Raw genomic sequence first — 18,442 nt, 5'->3', positions numbered from 1 at the left:
AATCCTTGACTATCACTGTCAAAACAATAATTGATCATTTTTTAATCAAAAAAAAAATTATGCACATTTGCCCTTGAATTGCGCCTGAGCACTAGAGCCCTCACACCACTACATGTCGTGTTATACTGAAAGGTTCCCAACACTTCCCCTCTAGATCTTGTGAGATTCAAATGCTTTCAGCCTTCTTCAATCGCTTCGAGCAATATTGCCTCTCGCCTCAATGGCTGAATGGCTGAATGGCTGAATGGCTGAATGCAAAAAAATACAATACAGCAGTGCCTTTCAGATCGACTCCATCCCTTAATCTGATTGGTTCTCAGCAGTCTTCAAAATTTATCCCGTCACTCACCTGATGCGTATTGCCGGAGCGATGCCGTTTTTGAAAACCGTCCCATTCATTACTTTTCCGGCTTTCCGCCCAATGAATTCGGGCACGTCATCATTGCCCCGCTCGTGACCTCCCATTGCGCCGCTGTGTTACCGCGCTGCATTACCTTTCAAAACTTTGCATTATGTGCAAATGGCGGTCGGCTGCAGAGCCCCGCGGCGTGCCTGGGCTGCAGGATTGTTTGCACTACATTCGACTTTGCACAAAAAAAGGACACAAAGCCCGTCGGCGGGAGGGGGATAAGTGCTTTTTTCTCCAAATTTTTATTTCCTAAATTATTTTTATAAACAAACTCGCAATCAAAGGCTTGCGTCACTGACTGCTCCTTACAACTTTACGACAGATGTTAAAAAGCCCTCAATTGAGGGCTTGGGACTGTCAGAATGTGTATGGAAACTTACACCTAAGGCACAGCATCAGTTCATTACTGGACTGCACCACCAGCCGCATGCCCAGCTACCTTTTTAAACATAGGAACCAGCATTTGGCTGCCTCGCTCATTTAGATGATCATCATCAAAATAAATCGGCAGTCCGCCTACATCTCCCCAACATGTCTCCTCTTCGCACAAGAATGGTACTGGGTCGAGAATTTTAGCTCCGCACTCTTTCGCAGCCAAATCAAGGGTTTCTAGAGCAAATTCATTTCGTTTGTTGTACTGTTCTCGCGAGACTGAGATCCGTGTTGGCACATGAAACATCATTGAGCGCCCCATACTCATAGGGACGTTGAACCCTTGCTCCGGCACAGGACGCACGATATAAACCTCTCTATCCTTAGAAAGCTCACAAACCATTTTCAGAACACCCTCTCTCATTTTAGTCGGGTATTCGTTACTTTTAAAATTCACCCCTTCAAATCCAAATAAAGATATTAAATTCATTAAAGGCGGGTCAACCTCATTAGGCCCATATAAGTAAACCGAAAACCTATTAACCAAAACGACAGGCACATTGCTTGGCAACGTCTTAGCTTCTTTCAAAACCCAAGTCAGAAAATTTTCACACTTATGCTTTACAATGCTGCTATGTATCCCGATAGCAAGAGGACAAGCATTTGCAGTCCATTGAAGTACATCACCGCTCCCAATCGCGGCCTTAAATGAGGTCACCAGAGAGGATGAGTGGCTATCTCCAATCATTACAGCCTTGATAACACCTTCGGTTCCATACGTGCAATTAGGTACGGGTTTATCCTTAGAGCTAGTTCCGGAAGCTTGGGATGCGCATTCTTCCAAACGCGGATTCTTATTAAGTGCTTCGGCGAAAATAGCATTTGTCTCCGATGAGACGCGGCCAGGAAAACCATCCTGCCAGCGAACCAAAGCACCAAGCGCGCCGACTATCAAAACCCCTGACAACAATAAAACAAACGAAATAAATATAGGCCGTTTCGATAGATTTATACGCGTTGGGGTTTCAACGTAGCGATAGGACAGCCATCCCAAAAGCAAAGTTAAAACCAGTCCAAATGCAACTCCCAACATGTGGCCTTTGAAATTCAGAAAGACCAGCATGACTGCAATCGGCCAGTGCCACAGATATAGAGAATATGAGCAATCACCTAACCACTGGGCCAGCTTAGTACCCGTCCACCAGGAACCTTGTCTTGCAGCAATTAAAACCAGTACCGTTCCCATTACAGGAATCAGTGCTCGCCAGCCCGGCCACTGGCTGGTCTGATCAAAAATAACGACAGATGCTATTATCAAAACAAAGCCAAAACCTTCAATCACCCTTCTAATGATTGAGGGCATTGCAATATTGTTGGCCCACAAATAAACCACCCCACCAGCAAGAAGCTCCCAGGCTCTAGTTTTGATGAGATAGAATGCGATCAAAGGTTTATGCGGAGTCATCTTGACCGACCAATACAGCGACAACAAAAGGCCGATAACAATCAAGGTCTTCAATGATGAGATTTTAGGGCGAAACTTCCAAGCACCCAACATAACCAGCGGGAGAACTAAATAGAACTGCCACTCAACCGAAAGCGACCAAGTATGTAGTAATAAATTCTCGTGGGACGAGACATCGAAATACCCCGACTCACGACTAAATTTTATATTCGAGAAAAAACCTAAGGCACTAATAACATATGTGCCAAGGGTATGATATTCCTGAGGCAGTAAAACCAGCCACCCCAGCGCAAGAACAAATAGACACAGGACTATCAAAGCAGGAAGAATACGTTTAGCCCTAGAGACATAAAACTCAAGCACTGAAAATCGCTTGCCTGAAATCAGTGAATCAGTTAAGCCTCTCACGATTATTCCAGTCATTAAATAACCAGATATCACGAAAAATATGTCTACCCCTACAAAACCTCCTGAAAAGCCAAAAATACCAAAATGGTAAAAAATTACTGAGACTACTGCCCAAGCACGCAACCCATTGATATCAGCCCTGAAGTTGCTCTTCTTAATATCCATGTTGTTCCATATCTAAATCTCAAAATCCACCACCCTGGCCGACAGGGCTTATTAAAATTCAAGGGATTACTTGCGCACAAACAACCCTTATTCAAAAAAATACCGCACTACTGAACGGCGCGGCATTAAACATCTATCTTTCGTTACTGCTTTATCGCCCCACTCAGGGTGTACTAAAATTAATTTTAGTAGCAACGATTTAAGTACATCATTCCATGATTGATGTGATTTTGCCAGCATCCCCAACGAATCTAAGTCCACCTTTGTGTGCAGACTAAAACGTTTCAGGACTTATAACGTAATCGGTTTTAACTGGCCCACTAACAAGGTGGCCTTACCGGCGTTTGATGTGAACACCGCTGCATTCGCTGGCACTGGTGTCGGCCCATGGGTATGGCTGGCCAATTGCGTGTTCATCTCCTGCACCAAATCCAGCAAATCACACACCACCTGAAACAGGTTCACGCTTTCCGACCCTATCCAGTTTTGGGGAGCCACCAATCGCTGACTAACCCCCGCCACACTCTTACGCAGCCCCTCGATCCTCTCCTGCATGTCGCCACCCACCGTGGCGTTGTGCTTCTGCCCCACGACCATGTTGAAGTCCCGGCCGGTAGCTTGGTGCAGATCATCCACTGCCGCTAGGCTCGCAGATCCGCCCGACAGCAGCTTGAGCGCGCCCAGCGCTTCGATGGTCTTGATTCCGCCCACTGACTCGGTTGAATGGTCGTCCACTGTCCTGGTGTGGTTCTGGAAGGTCTCGGTGTTGTCCAGGGCTTCCACTTCGCGCTCGATCGCTTTGTCCTGGATCTTGCCGTCGGTTTGGCGCAGCCAGTTGCCGTCGGCATCGACCCGTTGCTGGCACGCTTCGCTGTGCTGCCAGACCTGATCCCCTTTCGGGACTTTGGGCATGCTCAGGCCGTGCGGGAGAATGGTTTGGATGTAAGGCTTGTGCGGCAGGCCGTAGGCGAAGCACACAACGACTTGGGTGCCTTCCTCGGGGAAGGCGTAGATGCCCATTTCCTCGCCGCCTGTAGGCAGCGGCAGCGGGACACCGGCCAAGATCGGCAGTTGAGTGTCTGGCTCGCCATCTGGCCCCATGACCTCGATGTCGACCGCGTAGCGCGGGCGGAAGTCGTCGCAGATCCCGGCGCCGCTGGGGGCGTCGGCAACGGCGACCACGCGGGCGAAGCGCGGCAGGTGGTAGCCGCCTGTGAGTTCGGGGAATTGTCGTTCTACGCTGCGGCGGATTGCGTCGTCCATCGGATGGCCATCTGGTTGTCGACGAGGGCCACACTGGTGATGCGCTCGCCGTGGTTGATTGTTGCACCTGGTCGCAACCCGGGAAGGGCCGCGATCATGGCGCTTTGATTGCCCTGGTAGCCGTCGAACAGCTCGGCAGGCAGTTGTAGCGGCGCCCGCACGCCGAAGAAGCTGTCGGCCCAACTGCCCACGAACACTTCGCCATCGCCCTGTTGCTGCCAGATAAAGTCGGGGATGTTGAACACGCGGGCCATGCTGTCCAGCGCCTGATAACCCGCCGCCAAGCTGTAGAAAAACGGCGCTTTCACACTGGCATAGGCTTGTTCCGGCACACGAAAGCGCAGGCCGGTGTGCTGGCTGATTTCGGTCAGTACGTCGCGCAGATCGACGTGACGCAGGTTCAACGGCAGCGGCTTGGCCAAGATGGCGGCCATCTCGCGGCAGTACAGCACCTGCTCCACGCGATTAGCCGCGGTGCAGCGCTCGACGTAGCCGATAAAGTGCCGCTGTAGCGTGCGTTCGTTGTAGCCGATGTCGAGTGTGACCAGCCCCCTGACGGGGGCTTGGGCTTGAATGGTGAAGGTGGCCCGGCCGGGGCTTTTCAGATCCAGCCGCACGTCGTCTTTGACCAGTTCCACCCGTTCGCCGTTGATGCTGAGGATTTTGTGCAGTTTCATCGGTTAATTACCCCCACCCAGCCAGCCGTCGACCTTTTTCAAGGTGGCTTCAAAGCCGGTCAGTGCCTGTTCGCCCTCGGCGGCGTCCTCGCCGGTGCCGCCCTTGCCACCCACGGCAGCGCCGGGGCCGGATTGGGCCGTCACGCCATTGGCAGCGCGGCGCCCTTCGACCTTTTGCGGGTTAGAGACTTTTTCGGTCAGGGTGAACTGGATCCGCCAAGCGCTGAGGGTGTCGTCTTCGCGTGCACTGACGCCTTCGGAGAACTCCACCTGACGGATGCCGAACGTGCTCGCCGTGTCGTTGACCACGCGATAGGTTTTGAGTTGGCCACCGCCTTCGGTGGCCTCGGCCATGCGCATCAGGTCACGCAGTTGCACCTGGTCAACGTAAGGGATCATCAGGGACGCAGTGAGGGTCTTGGGCTTGAAACCCTTGTGGGCGGTTTCGGTGTTGCTGGTTTGGCCCGACATATCACCGCTTTCGATCCGCATATTGGCGGTCACTTTCAGGCCCTTGCCACGCACCTGTTCGCCATCGAGTAGCAGCGTCATAGGCCCACCAGCTCGCGGACGAAGTTCAAGCCCTTTTCCGACCCCACCAACAGCGCCCCGGCGCACAGCACCCATTCATGGCCCGGCGCTTCGGTGCTGAGCAAGTTTCGGCGCAGGTCGCTGGTGGTGCCGGGGCCGATCATCCGCGCGCGCAGGCTGCCGTCCTGCTGGCCACCGGCAAGCAAGGCTTTAAGGTCGGCCAGTTGTTGGTCGCGGCCTTTTTGCTGGGCGGTCTTGCGGCTGGCCAGCGCGGCCAGATCGCTCATGGGCGAGCTGTCGGCGGCGTAGCTCTCCAGCACCGCCAGTTGGCCCGCCATCGACTGTTTGGCGGCCTTGAGCAAGGTGCAGCGCTCCAGCGGCAAGGACTGCCAGCGCGGCAACGGCCCAGCGTTGGGGATTTCCCACTTTTCGGTCTCCAGCTTTGACAGGTGCCGGGCGCGGCGCTCGGTGCGCACCAGATCCGGCATCGGCAGCAACGCATTGAACCGGGACAGGCTGTCGGCCAACTGGTCGAAACGTGTGGCCAGAAACATCAGGCACAGCGCGTACTGCTGCCCTTCGGGACGGCTGGCATCGCTGACGTCCACCAACTTGTTGGCCAACTGCTGCACCAGGTTCGGCGCCGACAGATACCGCTGGTAGCCACGGCCCTGACCCACACCACTTTGAAACGGCGTCACCACCAGACAGGCCGGGGCTTCGCCCATCTGTTCCGTGAGGGCCGCACGCCCGGCCGCAATCACGCCTTGCGCGGCGGCGCCCACCGGCCCCGGATTGGTACTGGTCATGCCGTCCAGGCCGCTCAGGCGCAACGCGGTGCTGGCCAGCTCGCCGCTGGCCAAGTCCTTGGCCGCGCTCAGTTGCTGCATCCAGCCGGTGGACTGCTCGGGCCAGCGCAGGGTCACAGGTGCCCAGGTCATGAAAGCGCCTCTCCCCAACGGATGGCCTCGACCGTCTCCAGCTCTCCGCTGGCTAACGCTTGGTCGAGCTGCTGTTTCAGCTCATTGCCGTACACCAGCAGCTTCATTTTGAATTGGTTGAAGTCCTCCCCCACCTGGCGCAACTGCTGCGCCGTGTGCAGGTGAAAGCCCTTCTCCCCCTGCGCATCACGGCAGGGATAGTGCATGTCGATGCCCAGCAAAATGGCGGCGTTCAGGTTCAATTGGTCGTCCCGCTGACTGTCGTAGTCAAAACGGGTACCGGTGGCGTTTGAGCTGAATCCCGAAGTGATAGCGTCCTCGCAGCGCTGGTCAATGTCGCGGCGCGTGCGCAGGCTTTGCTGCTGGGCATCCAGTCGATAAGGGCGGAACTCCAGCACGTTGTTGACGTAGTACGGCGCTTGCTCCTTGCGGTAGTTCAGCGAACCGTCATAGATCGTTTTCGCCACATCGATGGCGTCGTCCGGTATGGCATTGCCGTGCAGTGCCGATGAATAGCGAGTCAAAATGCGGCCGTCAGTGGCCAGCAGAAAGCAAAAACGGGCCATGGTTATTTCCCTAATGCCAGAAAGAAGGCTTGGCCCTCATGTGAAAAGGTACCGCCCGCGCTCCAGAGGAAACGCGAACTGTCCACAACCTGGTGCACCATGCCGAAGTTGTTGCCAAAACCGCCCTGCGTGCTGGACATGAGACTGAACAGCATGCCGAAGCACTCATTCGGGAACGGGGTCGGGAAGTACCGGTAATCGCTGCTGGAAATACACTCGCTGGTGGTCGCCCATTGCAATACCCACCCGCCCAACCAGGTGGGGGCGGCAAAGTAGCCATTGCGCCCGATCGACCAGGAGCAACCCCGGCGCAGTTTCTTCGGGGTGACGATGGTGCTGTCATCGTTTCCCGCATCGATCTGGGCGTCAGAAGCAATGCGCGCCACGCCCACGTCGGCGGTAGTGGCCAGCTTTGAGCTGTCGATGATTGTGGCTTGCCCTTTGAACACAATCGGGTTGGCCCCGGCCTCTGCACGTCGCACGATCAGTTGACCGGCCGCCCCCGCCATCACCACCGCAGGCAGCCCGGTGTTGTGGCGCATCCATTTGGCGCCGTCCCAGTAGCAGTTTTGAGACAGGCTGGTCTCGCTGATAGAGCTTAAAAAACCGTACTGACCCGCGTGAATGTCTAAGCTGTCACCCGACAAGGGGTTACGGTTTGGAATGGCGTCGGTGATGCCGTAGTCCTTTAGAGTGGTGCCCTTGTCGGCCTTTTTATCCAGCGTTTTGTTGATGACAACCAGGTCTTTATTGATCTGACCCACGTTCACATTGGTCTTGTCGATCGCGTTATTGATGGGCACCAACAAGTCGTCCACCTGGTTGGCGCTGTAGGTATTGAGGCTGTCCATTAACGTGGCGTCATACGTCCAGACAATGGGATTGGCCCCGGCCGCTGCCTTGCGGATGATCGCCCGACCATTGGTGACGGCAATGCAGGCGGCAGGTTTGTTGGTGTCGTGACGCATCCAGCGGCCGTCCGCGTAATAGCAGTTCTGGCACAGGCTGGATTCGAGAATCGAACTCACAAAACCAAAGCTACCCGCGTGAATGTCCAGGCTGTTGTTAGGCAGCGGGTTAAGGTTCGGGATGGCATCGGTGATGCCATACCCCCCCAGCGTCGTGGCTTTGTCGGCTTTGGAGTCCACCACCAGATTGAGCGCCGTCAGCAAGCGATCGATCTCTACGATGCTGTACGTGTCGCCACTGTCGCGGATCGAGGCCGAAGACGTCCACACGATCGGGTTCTCACCTGCGCTCGCACGCTGCACCCGCAATCGACCACCACCGCCCACCAACACCACAGCAGGCTTGGCCACGTCATGCCTCAGCCAGGCTTTCCCGTTCCAGTAGCAGTTCTGGCACAGGTGGGTTTCACTTTCAGCCGACACGAAAGCGAACTGCCCGCCGTGCAGATCCAGGCTGGTACCGGGCAGCGGGTTGACGTTCTGAATGGCGTCGGTGATGCCGTAATCCTTCAGCGTCGTGCCCTTGTTGGCCTTTTTCAGCAGTTCGGATTCGACCCAACTGCGACCGGCGAAGTGCTTGACCAGCGCGTCTGTGATCGGCTCGGGCTTGCGGATGTCGGTGATGGTGTTGGAATTGGGAATGTCGGCCAGCGGCACCACGTAGTGACGCACCCCAACGCTGTCGGTGTAGTCGGGCAACGAGGCGCCAAAGGTCACTTTCCAGCTGACCACGGCATCGCTCAACTGGCGTTCCAGGCACACATCCAGCCAGGCTTTGGTCGGCAGGTTGGCCGGGGCGACTGGCGTGGCTGCCGCTGACAGCACCCGCACGCCTTCGATGTAAGCAATACCGGGCTTGAGCTGGTACACCGCCCCGACTTTCTCCAACTGAAAACCGCCGTCAAAGAAGCACGAACGCCCGAACATATCGCGGTTACTCAGGCGCTCGCGCTCGTCGATGCTGTGCAGGCGCACAGTGAAGTCGTGCTGCCAGGTCTTGGCGTCGATGGTGATGCCGGTCAGCGCCTGGGCGCCGTCGAACACCACCAGAAAGTTGCGGGTGACGTTGTTGCCGATTTGCAGCGGCGGGATGTTGCGGCGCTTTTGCTGCACCGGCACGTACGCCACGGCCAACAACACGTTGTCGGCGGTTTCGAGGCCGATCCAGTTCCAGTCGAAGTCCCCGATGTCGCTGCCCATCATCAGGCTGTAAACCACCTGATTAGGGTTCACAAAGCCTTTTTGGGTCACGTCGTAAGTGGCCACGATCTGGCTCACGGGCGGCTTGGCCGCGCCACGGTTTACCGGGCCGTTCGGGTTAAGGCCCGGCACGTTGGCCAGCACAAAGCGGCTGACGATCAGGGGTTGTTGTGCGCCGACTTTCTGCGCGATCAGGCTTTCACCTGCAAGGGTAATACTGGCACCCACGGGAGGCTCCTACAGGCTGGCAACCAGCGTTTGCTGGTCGTCGTTAAAGTCCACCGCGACGATGCGCAGCGATACAGGGGTGATGGTCACAAAGTCATAGCGGCGGCACGTGCGCCCGTACTGCTGGATCAATACCCGCATCAGTTCCGGGTTTTGCGACAGTTGCGAATCGGAGAGGCGCAGCAGCACCACGTCCCAGTCCCGATCGGGCAGGCGCTCGTCGATCTCGACGTAGCCCACGCCCAGGCGTTGCAGAATGCGTTTCAGCCCTGCGGTGCTGCCCGCGTCCACGGCGTTGATAAAGGCGAATTTGACCCGCAACCGGTACAGGCTTTCGGGTTCGTCCTTGAAGCGGCTGATGTCGCGCTGCCAGGCCAGCAGATCGAGCACGGTCAGGTGGCAGGTTTCAGCGTCCATTTGCAGCAGCGGCCACTGCAACCAGCCTTCGACCTTGTTCCACCAGGACTGACTGGCGGTCTTGAGCCTGTTCAGCTCCTTACCATCGAGCCAGAACGGCAACTTGAGTTTGATCATGCGAGCGTCACCACCAGGCTGTTGATCCGGGGGATGCTCAGTTCTGAAACGATGTCGGCATTGTCAAAGTGCAGCGACTCGATGCCGGGGAACTGTTGGTGCAGCTCTTCGCCCAGTCGGCTGAAAGAAAAGCGTGACTGCGGATAGGTCAGGGTCGGCTGGTAGTCGGTGACCGTGCTTTCACGGAACGCTGCGCGCACGAACAACGCCACCTCATCGCGCAGGCTGTCGCGTTTGTCATTGCCGATCAGCGCGCGTGGCCACAGGGTCAGGCGGATGGCGTGTTGGGTTTCGGGCATCACCATCACCACCAGGTCATCGCCGTGGCCATGGTTGCCCTGGTTACGGATGTGCGCGTTGATCTGCTCCAGGTACGTGGCCGCTGGCACGTCCGCATCGAACAGCACATAGGCGTTGGCACTGCCGGGGCCACGGGGCGCGCCGTGCAGAAAATACACCCCGTCCGGGCGCACGCCGGGGAACGCTGAGATCATCGCCCGGTACACCGCGTCGGTGTGCCACTGGTTGACCGCCGAGAACTGGTTGCGCACGCGCAAGCGCAGTTGCTCGTCGGGTTCAGGGTCGGCGCCTGGGGCGATCAACCAACCATCGGCGTTCACCACCTGGGCAATGCCCGCCAGTGGCACCGGCAAAATGGCGTAGTAACCGGGCGCCAGGTTGTAGCCGCTGCCCACCTCCTGCGCCTCCACCGGCACTTCCAGTTGCAGCAGGCCATCGGCAAAGGTCGCGGGTGTGGTGGTGACCAGTTGATAAATATGGCCGTTGATCGCGGACGACTGCACCACGATGCCCGCAGGCAATTCCAGCGTGCCACCGGCTGCAATGCGGGTGAACAGGATCACGCCCTTGGCCTTGGTCGCGCCTTTGCGCTCGACGTTGACCGCCCAGGCCAGCATGTCCAGCCAGGTGTCACCGGCCGTTTTGACAAAGAAATTCGGCAGCACGGTGTCGCTGATAAAGCTGATGAGCCACATGACTGGCTTGGTCACCAGCGCGGTAATCAGCCGCCAGAACGGCGAATAGGCGCTGGTGTTGCTCAGCTTACTGCCTTGGGTCGCCACCTCACTTTCCCACGCCTTGCGCAACCCGGCCTCGGTGGTCGGGATCCCGGCGTCTGTCAGCGCCTGTTTAAAATCCACGTCGCTCACAGGAACACCTCGATCGCGCCAAACTTCAAAGTTTTAGCCGTCACCAGGTACTTGCCGCTGTCGTAGGACTGAATCAACGCCGTGCCCGGCACCAGGCGCACATCGGCCTCCACCAGCAGCTCCAGTTGCTGGATGCAATCGCGCTGACGCAGACGGCTGCGCTCGGCCACCAACGTCACCAGCAAGCCGCTTTCGCGGATCATGTGCGCGATGTCCTGGGCAATACTGGCGCGGTCATCGATGAGCAACGGTTGGCGCGACGGATCCAGCGACAAATCGTTGTCCACAATCCGCAGGTCGATGTAGTCACTCATCCGCCCACCGCCATGCTCATCATGTTTTCAAGCTCCAATGGACTCATGGGTTTGGTGTTGGTGATGTTCAGGTTTTCCACGTGGGTGGCCTTGCTTTGGGTTTGGCTGTTGTTCTGAATGCTGCTCAACAGGCCGCCCTTAGGCACGGCGTTGGGCCGTGACGGGGACAGGCTGCTCAGCGCGCTGTTGAGGCGTTCCTGACTTTGCTCGGACTTGGCTTGCGGCGGTGCCGCCGTCACCAGTGCAGGGACTTGCAGCGGCGGTTGCAGTGCATCGACCTGCGGTATGGCTGGGGTGGCCAGCGCCCGAGGGCCGGGGATGTTGGGTTGCACGGGCACAGGTGCCGGTGCCATCACCAACGGCGGCGCTTGAGGCACGAGCCGCAACGGGCTTTCCATCTCCGGCAGCATGGCCGTGGGGTCTTTCGGCACGGGGGCCATGACCAGCGGCGGCGCCGGTTGGGCCTGCACCTGCGCCACCCCGATGTCCGGCATCTGCGGCGGTGCTGGCAGGTCGCCAAACGCGGCATCGATCTGCACGCCGGGGATTTTGTTCAGCATCTCGATCAGGCCATTAATCGCGCCTTTGAAGATGTTGATAATCCCGTCCCACGCGGCCTTAGCCATGCCCATCCAGCCGCCCATGGAACTGAACCAGTCACTCAAGCCCTGGAGCTGGTCACTGACCCACTTGAACGCCTCGCTGTTGAGTAGCGCGGTCGTCCACTCATCCCAGTAATAAACGGCAGCAGCCACGGCAGCGATCAACGCCACCACCCCGATCACGATCCACACGATGGGGTTGGCCAGCAGGGCCGCGTTAAGCAGCCAGATCGCGCCTTGCCACAGCAGCATGGCGCCGCGAACCAGCCATATCCAAGTAACCATGGCCATCATGCTCACCACTAACGTGGTGGCAATGGCCACGTGAATGAGGAACATGGCAATGCTGCGAAAGCCTGTCCAGGTGAGGATCTTCCAGACCGTCACCAAAGCCAGCCACACCATCTTGCTGATGCCCACCACCAGCGTGAGGGCCGACATCACGGCAGTGATAGTAAAGATGGCCAGCGTGGCAATCCCCACCACGCGGGTGATGTTAGGGAACAACTGCGACCAGCGCGTCAGGGTTTGCGCCACACCAGTGAGCTTGGCCATCAGCGGTTCAAGGATCGGGATCAAGCCTTGACCGAAGGCAATGCGCAGCGCCTGCACGGCCGAGCCGAACTGTTGCCACGGGTCAACCATCGCCCGCGCCATCTTGTCTGCGCTCTCCAGCCCGCGCACGTTGCCCAACTGCTCCATGCCATTGCGCAAACGCCCGGTGTCTTTGGCCAGAGCGCCAATCACCCGCGCCCCTTCGCCGCCAAAGGCATCGGTCAAGGCCGTGCCAGCGGCGGCGGTGGTCAGGTCGCCAAACTTGCCTTGCAGCTTGTCCAGGATGTCGAGCATCGGCAGCAGTTTGCCGTTCTGGTCGGTGAACTTCATGCCCAGTTTTTCCGACCCTGCGCCGATGTTTTCAAACAGCGCCTTGTACATGCCCCCGGCGTCGCCGCCTTCCATGGTGCTGCTCAGCGTGCCAATCACGGCGAACTGCTCGGCCAGATCGACACCGGCCGTGGTCGCGATCGCGCCGACCTCTTTAAAGGCATCCTTGAGCTGGGCGCCGTCGGTGCGGAACAGCTGCACCGCCAACGCGGTCTGCCCGCCCATCTTCTCGACCCACTGGCTTTTGCCCATGGCATCGGCTTGATCTTTGAACAGGTTGTACAGGGTGCCGACGTAGGCGCCCATGGTGTCGGCGTCGGTTTTGGTGGCCTTGGCCAACAGGTTGCTGGTGTTGGTGAAGGTGGCCAACTGGCTGCCGCTCAGCCCTTGAATGGCGCCATTGATGCTGGACGCCGAGGCCACAAAGTCACGGGCGTTTTCACCGTAGGCCACTGAGAACTCCAGCGACTTGCGGTTGAGTGCATTCAGCGCGTCTTCAGCCACGCCCAGTGAGCGGACTTCGCCCAGGGCGCGGTTCATTTCTAACGCAGGCTCCAAAGATTTATTGATCGCAACCCCCGCCCCCAACAAGCCACCCAAGCCAAGGCCCATGGTCTTGTTGTTGTTTTCTGCCTGCTTGGTCAAATCCGAAAATCCGGTTTTGACCTTGCCCAAGGGCGCGGTGATCTTGTCGGTCAGGCTCAAGATAAAGGCTAGGCGGGCGCTGCGATCTGCCATGTGTGGTTATCCGTTCAGGGCATGGGCAATGCCGTTAGCCACGGCATATTCCATGCGTTTCCAATACTCGTCTTCCAACCACTTGGCCGTGCCCATCACCTCGGCGGTGGGTTCGGCGCCCGGTAGCCAGCGATTGGCCAGGGCCACTAACTGGCCCAAGCCGTTCTCACTCAGTCCTTCGGCGTGGTCGAGGGCTTTTTTACGATGATTTCAACGTCCGGGCCGTACTCTTCCAGCAGCGTGCCGGCCAGTTGCATCACCATCACCGGGTTGGCCAGCAACGGTTTCAGGGAGGCGCGCTGTTCCTGCTTCACCGTGGTCACCAGCAAGTTGTTGGCCGGGGCCACTTTGTTGTTCTGGTTAACGGCGTTGAAGTACTTGGTCACGTCTTGAGGGGTCAGCTCAAAGGTGAATTCGCTGTTGCCAATTTCCAGTTCGATTTCGCGACGTTCAGTCATGGGGTGTTTTCCGTTCAGGTTTAAAAGTGGGTGATTCGGGTTAGCGCAGGCAGATCCGGCGCACGTGGTCTTGCAGCCCCAGGATCATTTCTCGACTGAGGGCGAGTTGATCGCGGAGGGTGAAATAATCCGGTCGAGCGTCTGTTGCGAGTTCGGCGGCGCCTGCATCAGCCAGGCTGCCGGGGCCGGTCTGGTCGGGCTTTGGGGTGCTACAGGTGGCTTTAACGAACAGCCGCTTACCACCACTATCAACAGCACGGCGCAGATCATTGATTTCAGAAAGTGCATGGTTCAGAGCCTTAGTTCGAGTGCGGTCGTTTTCGTCACGATCAGCCAGCATTTCTCCACTGATACGGGCCGCTTCGCGCAGTCCGCTGACCTCAAACAAGGCGCGGTTACGCTCATCGATGAGGTGGTTGAACAGAAACCAGGCGGCCAAGAACAGCAGCAACGAAAGCAAGTTCGTGGGCAACGCGGTCATAGTCCGACCTCACACATTTCACGCTCAGCAGCGCGGCGGTGCACCAGCCCGGCCAATTCCTTGCCACCGGCATACACCCAGCGCGACAGCTGGGCACAAGCACCGCGCACGTCACCGCTGTTCAACAGTCGCAACAGTGTCGAGCTTGAAAACTGGCGCTCTCCCACGTTGTAAACAAACGACCCAAGGGCAGCGCGGCGGGTGTCCGGCAGCGGCATACGCACCTGGCGGTCAACCGCGGTCAATGCGATGCGCAATTCACGCAGCAGCAGCTGGTCGCACTGGGCCGGTGTGGCCTGATCGCCCAGCTTTACGCCCAGGGTGACGCCCTCACAGATGGTCGGAATCCCCACCGGATCGAGATAAGCCACCAGCGAGCGGCCTTCAAACCAACTGACCAGTGCGCCGGTCATGCCCAGCACACCCGTCAACGCGCCTATGGCGATCTTGTTGCGCAGGCTCATCACTTGCGCCTCCAGTCACGCAGCATCTGGCGGTACTTGGGCGCCAACAGCAGGATCTGCAACACCATGTAAAGCGCGGTCAGCATGTAGGCCACTGCTGACCAATCCACGGCCCCGGTCGCACCGGTCGCGGCCACGCCGATGGCGGGTGAGGCTTTTACGATCGCAATCGCGGTGTCCTGGGCGGCCTGATTTGTGCTCATCGCAGCCCCTCCTTCTCAAAAATGGACTGGCACGGCACACACCGCAGGATCCCGCCCAGCGCCTGGCGTGCTGCGGGGATTTCGCCCTCACAGTCCAGGCACTCGCTACGGCTTGGCCCGATCGGGCGCACACGGGCCAACTGGGCGGCAATCGCGTGATCGCGCTGACGTTGCTCCAGCGCCTGGGCGCGATCGAACGGGCACGACATCAGCTCAGCCCCTCAATCTCGGACACAGCCAGGTACGGCACACCATTCATGCGGATAAAATCCGGGCTAGTGACGTCGAACGGCACCTTGTGTTTGGATTTCTCGCCACCTTTGGGATCAATGCTCAGCAAGCTGGACACCTTCAACTTGCAGCCGAAGGCCTCGATGCGCATTTCTTCATCGCCGCTCTTGGCGAAAAACACGCTGTCGAAGGGCTTCAACTCGCGAAAACTGCCCGCCGTGCGCGCGGCATCCACCAGCAGGCCGAAGTTGTAGCTGTCCAGCTCAAACTCGCCGCTGGCCGACACGTCGCCATCCACGTGGCCATCGGGCACGCCACGGGTTTGCGCCACGGCGCTGTTGTCGGTGATATCGAGGGTGCAGCTCTCCACGTGAACCAGCAGATCGCCCAGGTTCACGTCAAAATTCTTACCGCCAATGCGTGACATAGGGGGGTTACTCCTTGGCGTCGTTGGAAAGATCCAGGGCGATGTTGGCCGTGATGTCTTTCGGGCAGTTGTGGGGTTTGAGCTTGATGTACGCCTCTACGGCGGTTTTGCTCTTCCAGACCAGCACGATGTCGCCGTCCTTGGGGGTCTGGATTTCACCGGGGAACACCTGACCCGCGAACGTGACGGACTTGGCCATCGCACGCAGGGGCGCCATCAGCGCATTAATGTTTACCGCCATGCTGTTGGGCGTGCTGTTCAGGCGGCGGTCACCCACGCGACGGATCAACAGCGGGCGCACCTGGCGCGCAGCCTTGTCGGCCAGACGCAAATGCTCGATCACCTGAAAGTCGCTGGCCGGGGTGTCCAGCAGGTTGCCGTCGCCCCAGTACACGCCCTCGTAGTCCGGGTAGGTCTGCGAGACCGAGAACCGCGCTTTATCCAGCTCGGCACGGATCGCGGACGGCAGCGGCACGCCTTCGGAGTCTTCCGGCACCGGGCCAAGGCCCAACACCGCACCGCTGGCCACGCGCATCGGCGTGTCGGCAATGCTTACGGCGGCATTCGCCAAGCGACCGGCCAACACCCCCAAATCGTTGCCGTGCAACTGCGGCACCACCAACACACGCGGCGCGGCCAGACCGGCCGTAATGGCTTTCTGTTCGGTCAGGAACTGCGACCACGGTTGCAACGCGGTAATGCCCGACGTCGCGGCCATCACGAACGAACGGCGGCCGTAGACGTTATTCAACGCCACCGCCGCATCGTTCATTTGCGACAGCTCGGCGCCGGTGGTGACCGGTTTGGTAATCACCACCGCTTCGACTGAAAAGCCTTTCTGCTGGGTCATTTCCAGCGCGTCCGACCACGCGCCGTCTGCGCCGATCGGCACGGCCACGCAGGCCCAGCGGTCGCCACCATTGAGGCGCGCAGCCGTGATCTGGGTTTTCAAATCACTGGCAGGAATGCCCAGCTCGTTATCCAGATCGCTGTCGGTGTTGAGGGCCAACACCTTGCCGATGTTTTTGGTACTGGGGCCAATGAAGAGGAAATAACGCTCGATCGCGGTCACTTCGCCCTGGCCCAGATTGAGATTGTTAACGCTGACTTTGCCGAGTGCCATGGGGTGCCTCGTTAGCGGGGTGAATTTAGGATTTGTTCAAAGACCTGGTTAACCAGTTCGCGGGTTTCATTACTGCTTTGCACGCCGAGGAACTGGCGTTTGGGCAGGGTGATGTCCCAGCTTTGTGCGCCCGAGGACTCGGTTCTTTCATCGTTCAAAATGCGGATCAACAGACCGGCCTTGGCGTAGTTCACGTGCTCTTGAATCCACGCCACAGACGGTTTGGTCAGGTTCTTTTTGCCTTTGACACGCACGCGAAAGCCCACCTGACGCAAGCGCTTGGCCTGTTTGTCCGTGCAGGCGACACCGGGCGGGACTTTGTTCCAGCGGCGCATCTGCGCGGCCGTGCGGCGCTCGCTGACGCCGTTGTGCTGCTGCGAGGCAACCCAGCGCGTGAGGGCATTTTTCCAGCCCAATTCGGCCTCATCCGAGCTGACGCGGGTGACTTGCAGCAGCTTGGCCAACCCGGCTTCCATCTTCTTTTTGCCCTTGGCCGAACCCTTGCGCTCAGCGAACGGCGAGCCGTCGAGGTTCTTCTGCTCGCGCACGCGCTTGCGGCTCATCGAGCGCACGCGTTTGGTGACGTTGTTCAGCAAGCGGCGGCGCAGTTGTGGGCGCAGCTCCATCAGGGCCAGTTGCGCGTCCACGTTGAGCAAGCCCCGGATATCGAGGTCGAGCGGACTAGCGGCCATTGCTGCCCACCTCGCCTTCTTCCGCGACCCACAGATCAAACGGGATAAATGACCAGGTCTGACCGAACGCCACGATTTCGCCGTCCGGGTCTTCGGCCAGGTACTGCGGCTCGACAAACTCCACGGTGATTTCGACGTCAGCCAGGTCGTTGTCCAGCATGTCGATGGCAAACGTGAGGGCTGGCAGCCCGTCGCGGTCGCGGTCGTGGCTCTCCAGCCAACTGCCGAGCAACGCCATCAGCCGTCCCGGCTCATCCGCAAAACGCTCCAGCACAATGGCGGCGCTGTAACGCATGTCAGCAAAGTGCAGCCCCTTCACATCCGGCTTCCAGATCAACTCCAGACTGATCTGGTTGGCCCAGCTGTCGAGCTGCTCCGGCATGACCAGGCGGCGTTCAATCAAGTAGCTGGTAAGGGCTTGCAGCTTCTTCATAGCAACACCGCCGTAATGCGCCCACGCCCTTGCAGCGAGCGCACAGCCTGCTGACTGAAAGACAGAAAGGTCTCGGCGCGCTCGGGGGCTTCCTTGCCGGTGTTTTCCGCGCTCTCGCGACGGGTCACGGTGGCGAACTGGGTCAACAGGCTGGCTTTGGCGCGTGCATACACGGCGCGCTTGTACGTTGCTACGTGAAAAGCACGCTGTGGCATCACCATAGGGTCAGCAGATTCCACACAGACAACGCCTACGGATTGCCACTGGGACTTGCAGCGCGCCAAATCGGTATTGACCTCGACCATGGCGGTGGTCAGATCCGCGACCAGCATTTCGCCCAGGTACTCACCCGGCAAGCGATAGCCTTTCTGGAACTCGCTTACAGACAAGTCCGGCCAAAAGCCGTCGTTGTCGATGTGCTGCTCCACCAACGTGGTGGGTTTGCCTGAAAAGCTCATTGCCGGGCGCTCAAATAGGGCGGGAGAACTGTTTCAG

22 protein-coding genes are annotated in these 18,442 nt (G+C 58.5%); all 22 read right to left on the bottom strand.

Annotated features, from left to right (window positions below; translation table 11 throughout):
* Window positions 1-812 precede the first annotated feature (812 nt).
* The 22 genes from TU86_RS02925 to TU86_RS02820 all read right to left on the bottom strand — a co-directional run bounded on the left by TU86_RS02925 (window position 813) and on the right by TU86_RS02820 (window position 18,405).
* Entirely contained in the window at window positions 813-2,819 is a 2,007-nt protein-coding gene (locus TU86_RS02925) for an acyltransferase family protein (protein ID WP_048362791.1), read from the bottom strand.
* 291 nt (window positions 2,820-3,110) lie between these two features.
* On the bottom strand, window positions 3,111-4,082 hold the full coding sequence (locus TU86_RS02920; protein ID WP_048362790.1) for a hypothetical protein: 972 nt from the start codon (window positions 4,080-4,082) through the stop codon (window positions 3,111-3,113).
* Window positions 4,055-4,759 (bottom strand): hypothetical protein, encoded by a 705-nt coding sequence (locus TU86_RS02915; protein WP_048362789.1) that lies wholly within the window; start codon window positions 4,757-4,759, stop codon window positions 4,055-4,057. Before TU86_RS02915 ends, TU86_RS02920 begins: the two co-directional genes overlap by 28 nt.
* 3 nt (window positions 4,760-4,762) lie before the next feature.
* Entirely contained in the window at window positions 4,763-5,311 is a 549-nt protein-coding gene (locus TU86_RS02910) for a baseplate complex protein (protein WP_048362788.1), read from the bottom strand.
* A complete protein-coding gene (locus TU86_RS02905) occupies window positions 5,308-6,231 on the bottom strand; it encodes a hypothetical protein (RefSeq protein ID WP_048362787.1) in 924 nt (307 codons plus the stop codon). Before TU86_RS02905 ends, TU86_RS02910 begins: the two co-directional genes overlap by 4 nt.
* Window positions 6,228-6,797, bottom strand: a complete 570-nt coding sequence (locus tag TU86_RS22095) for a DUF4376 domain-containing protein (RefSeq protein ID WP_053075973.1) — start codon at window positions 6,795-6,797, stop codon at window positions 6,228-6,230. The genes TU86_RS02905 and TU86_RS22095 overlap by 4 nt, the downstream gene beginning before the upstream one ends.
* A gap of 2 nt (window positions 6,798-6,799) precedes the next feature.
* Window positions 6,800-9,193, bottom strand: a complete 2,394-nt coding sequence (locus TU86_RS23120) for a phage tail protein (protein WP_053075972.1) — start codon at window positions 9,191-9,193, stop codon at window positions 6,800-6,802.
* Between the two features lie 9 nt (window positions 9,194-9,202).
* The gene (locus tag TU86_RS02890; protein WP_048362786.1) at window positions 9,203-9,727 is read right to left on the bottom strand and encodes a phage tail protein; all 525 of its coding nucleotides are present in this window, start codon (window positions 9,725-9,727) and stop codon (window positions 9,203-9,205) included.
* On the bottom strand, window positions 9,724-10,896 hold the full coding sequence (locus TU86_RS02885) for a baseplate J/gp47 family protein (protein WP_048362785.1): 1,173 nt from the start codon (window positions 10,894-10,896) through the stop codon (window positions 9,724-9,726). The genes TU86_RS02890 and TU86_RS02885 overlap by 4 nt, the downstream gene beginning before the upstream one ends.
* A complete protein-coding gene (locus tag TU86_RS02880; RefSeq protein WP_048362784.1) occupies window positions 10,893-11,210 on the bottom strand; it encodes a DUF2590 family protein in 318 nt (105 codons plus the stop codon). The genes TU86_RS02885 and TU86_RS02880 overlap by 4 nt, the downstream gene beginning before the upstream one ends.
* Complete coding sequence (locus TU86_RS02875) at window positions 11,207-13,435, bottom strand: phage tail tape measure protein (protein ID WP_048362783.1); 2,229 nt, start codon at window positions 13,433-13,435, stop codon at window positions 11,207-11,209. The genes TU86_RS02880 and TU86_RS02875 overlap by 4 nt, the downstream gene beginning before the upstream one ends.
* Before the next feature lie 6 nt (window positions 13,436-13,441).
* Window positions 13,442-13,582, bottom strand: coding sequence for a DUF6890 family protein (locus TU86_RS22855; RefSeq protein ID WP_048363032.1), 141 nt, complete (start codon window positions 13,580-13,582; stop codon window positions 13,442-13,444).
* Between the two features lie 23 nt (window positions 13,583-13,605).
* Window positions 13,606-13,893: a putative phage tail assembly chaperone gene (locus TU86_RS02865; RefSeq protein ID WP_048362782.1), complete on the bottom strand. Its 288-nt coding sequence runs from the start codon at window positions 13,891-13,893 to the stop codon at window positions 13,606-13,608.
* A gap of 40 nt (window positions 13,894-13,933) precedes the next feature.
* Complete coding sequence (locus TU86_RS02860) at window positions 13,934-14,374, bottom strand: lysis system i-spanin subunit Rz (protein WP_048362781.1); 441 nt, start codon at window positions 14,372-14,374, stop codon at window positions 13,934-13,936.
* Complete coding sequence (locus TU86_RS02855) at window positions 14,371-14,838, bottom strand: lysozyme (RefSeq protein WP_048362780.1); 468 nt, start codon at window positions 14,836-14,838, stop codon at window positions 14,371-14,373. The genes TU86_RS02860 and TU86_RS02855 overlap by 4 nt, the downstream gene beginning before the upstream one ends.
* Window positions 14,838-15,041, bottom strand: coding sequence for a hypothetical protein (locus TU86_RS02850; protein WP_048362779.1), 204 nt, complete (start codon window positions 15,039-15,041; stop codon window positions 14,838-14,840). The genes TU86_RS02855 and TU86_RS02850 overlap by 1 nt, the downstream gene beginning before the upstream one ends.
* Window positions 15,038-15,250 carry a TraR/DksA C4-type zinc finger protein gene (locus TU86_RS02845; protein ID WP_048362778.1) on the bottom strand — a complete coding sequence of 71 codons (213 nt, stop codon included), beginning with the start codon at window positions 15,248-15,250 and terminating at the stop codon, window positions 15,038-15,040. The genes TU86_RS02850 and TU86_RS02845 overlap by 4 nt, the downstream gene beginning before the upstream one ends.
* Window positions 15,250-15,699: a phage protein gene (locus TU86_RS02840; RefSeq protein WP_048362777.1), complete on the bottom strand. Its 450-nt coding sequence runs from the start codon at window positions 15,697-15,699 to the stop codon at window positions 15,250-15,252. The genes TU86_RS02845 and TU86_RS02840 overlap by 1 nt, the downstream gene beginning before the upstream one ends.
* A gap of 7 nt (window positions 15,700-15,706) precedes the next feature.
* Entirely contained in the window at window positions 15,707-16,822 is a 1,116-nt protein-coding gene (locus tag TU86_RS02835) for a DUF2586 domain-containing protein (protein WP_048362776.1), read from the bottom strand.
* Window positions 16,823-16,833: 11 nt separating this feature from the next.
* On the bottom strand, window positions 16,834-17,514 hold the full coding sequence (locus TU86_RS02830) for a virion morphogenesis protein (RefSeq protein WP_048362775.1): 681 nt from the start codon (window positions 17,512-17,514) through the stop codon (window positions 16,834-16,836).
* A complete protein-coding gene (locus TU86_RS02825; RefSeq protein ID WP_048362774.1) occupies window positions 17,504-17,947 on the bottom strand; it encodes a phage tail protein in 444 nt (147 codons plus the stop codon). Before TU86_RS02825 ends, TU86_RS02830 begins: the two co-directional genes overlap by 11 nt.
* Window positions 17,944-18,405 carry a head completion/stabilization protein gene (locus TU86_RS02820; protein ID WP_048362773.1) on the bottom strand — a complete coding sequence of 154 codons (462 nt, stop codon included), beginning with the start codon at window positions 18,403-18,405 and terminating at the stop codon, window positions 17,944-17,946. Before TU86_RS02820 ends, TU86_RS02825 begins: the two co-directional genes overlap by 4 nt.
* Window positions 18,406-18,442: the final 37 nt, after the last annotated feature.

The sequence above is a fragment of the Pseudomonas weihenstephanensis genome (assembly GCF_001043055.1).
GTDB classification, from domain to species: domain Bacteria; phylum Pseudomonadota; class Gammaproteobacteria; order Pseudomonadales; family Pseudomonadaceae; genus Aquipseudomonas; species Aquipseudomonas weihenstephanensis.
The sequence above is the reverse complement of the archived record's forward strand: the minus strand, read 5'-3'. Positions and strand labels throughout refer to the sequence as shown.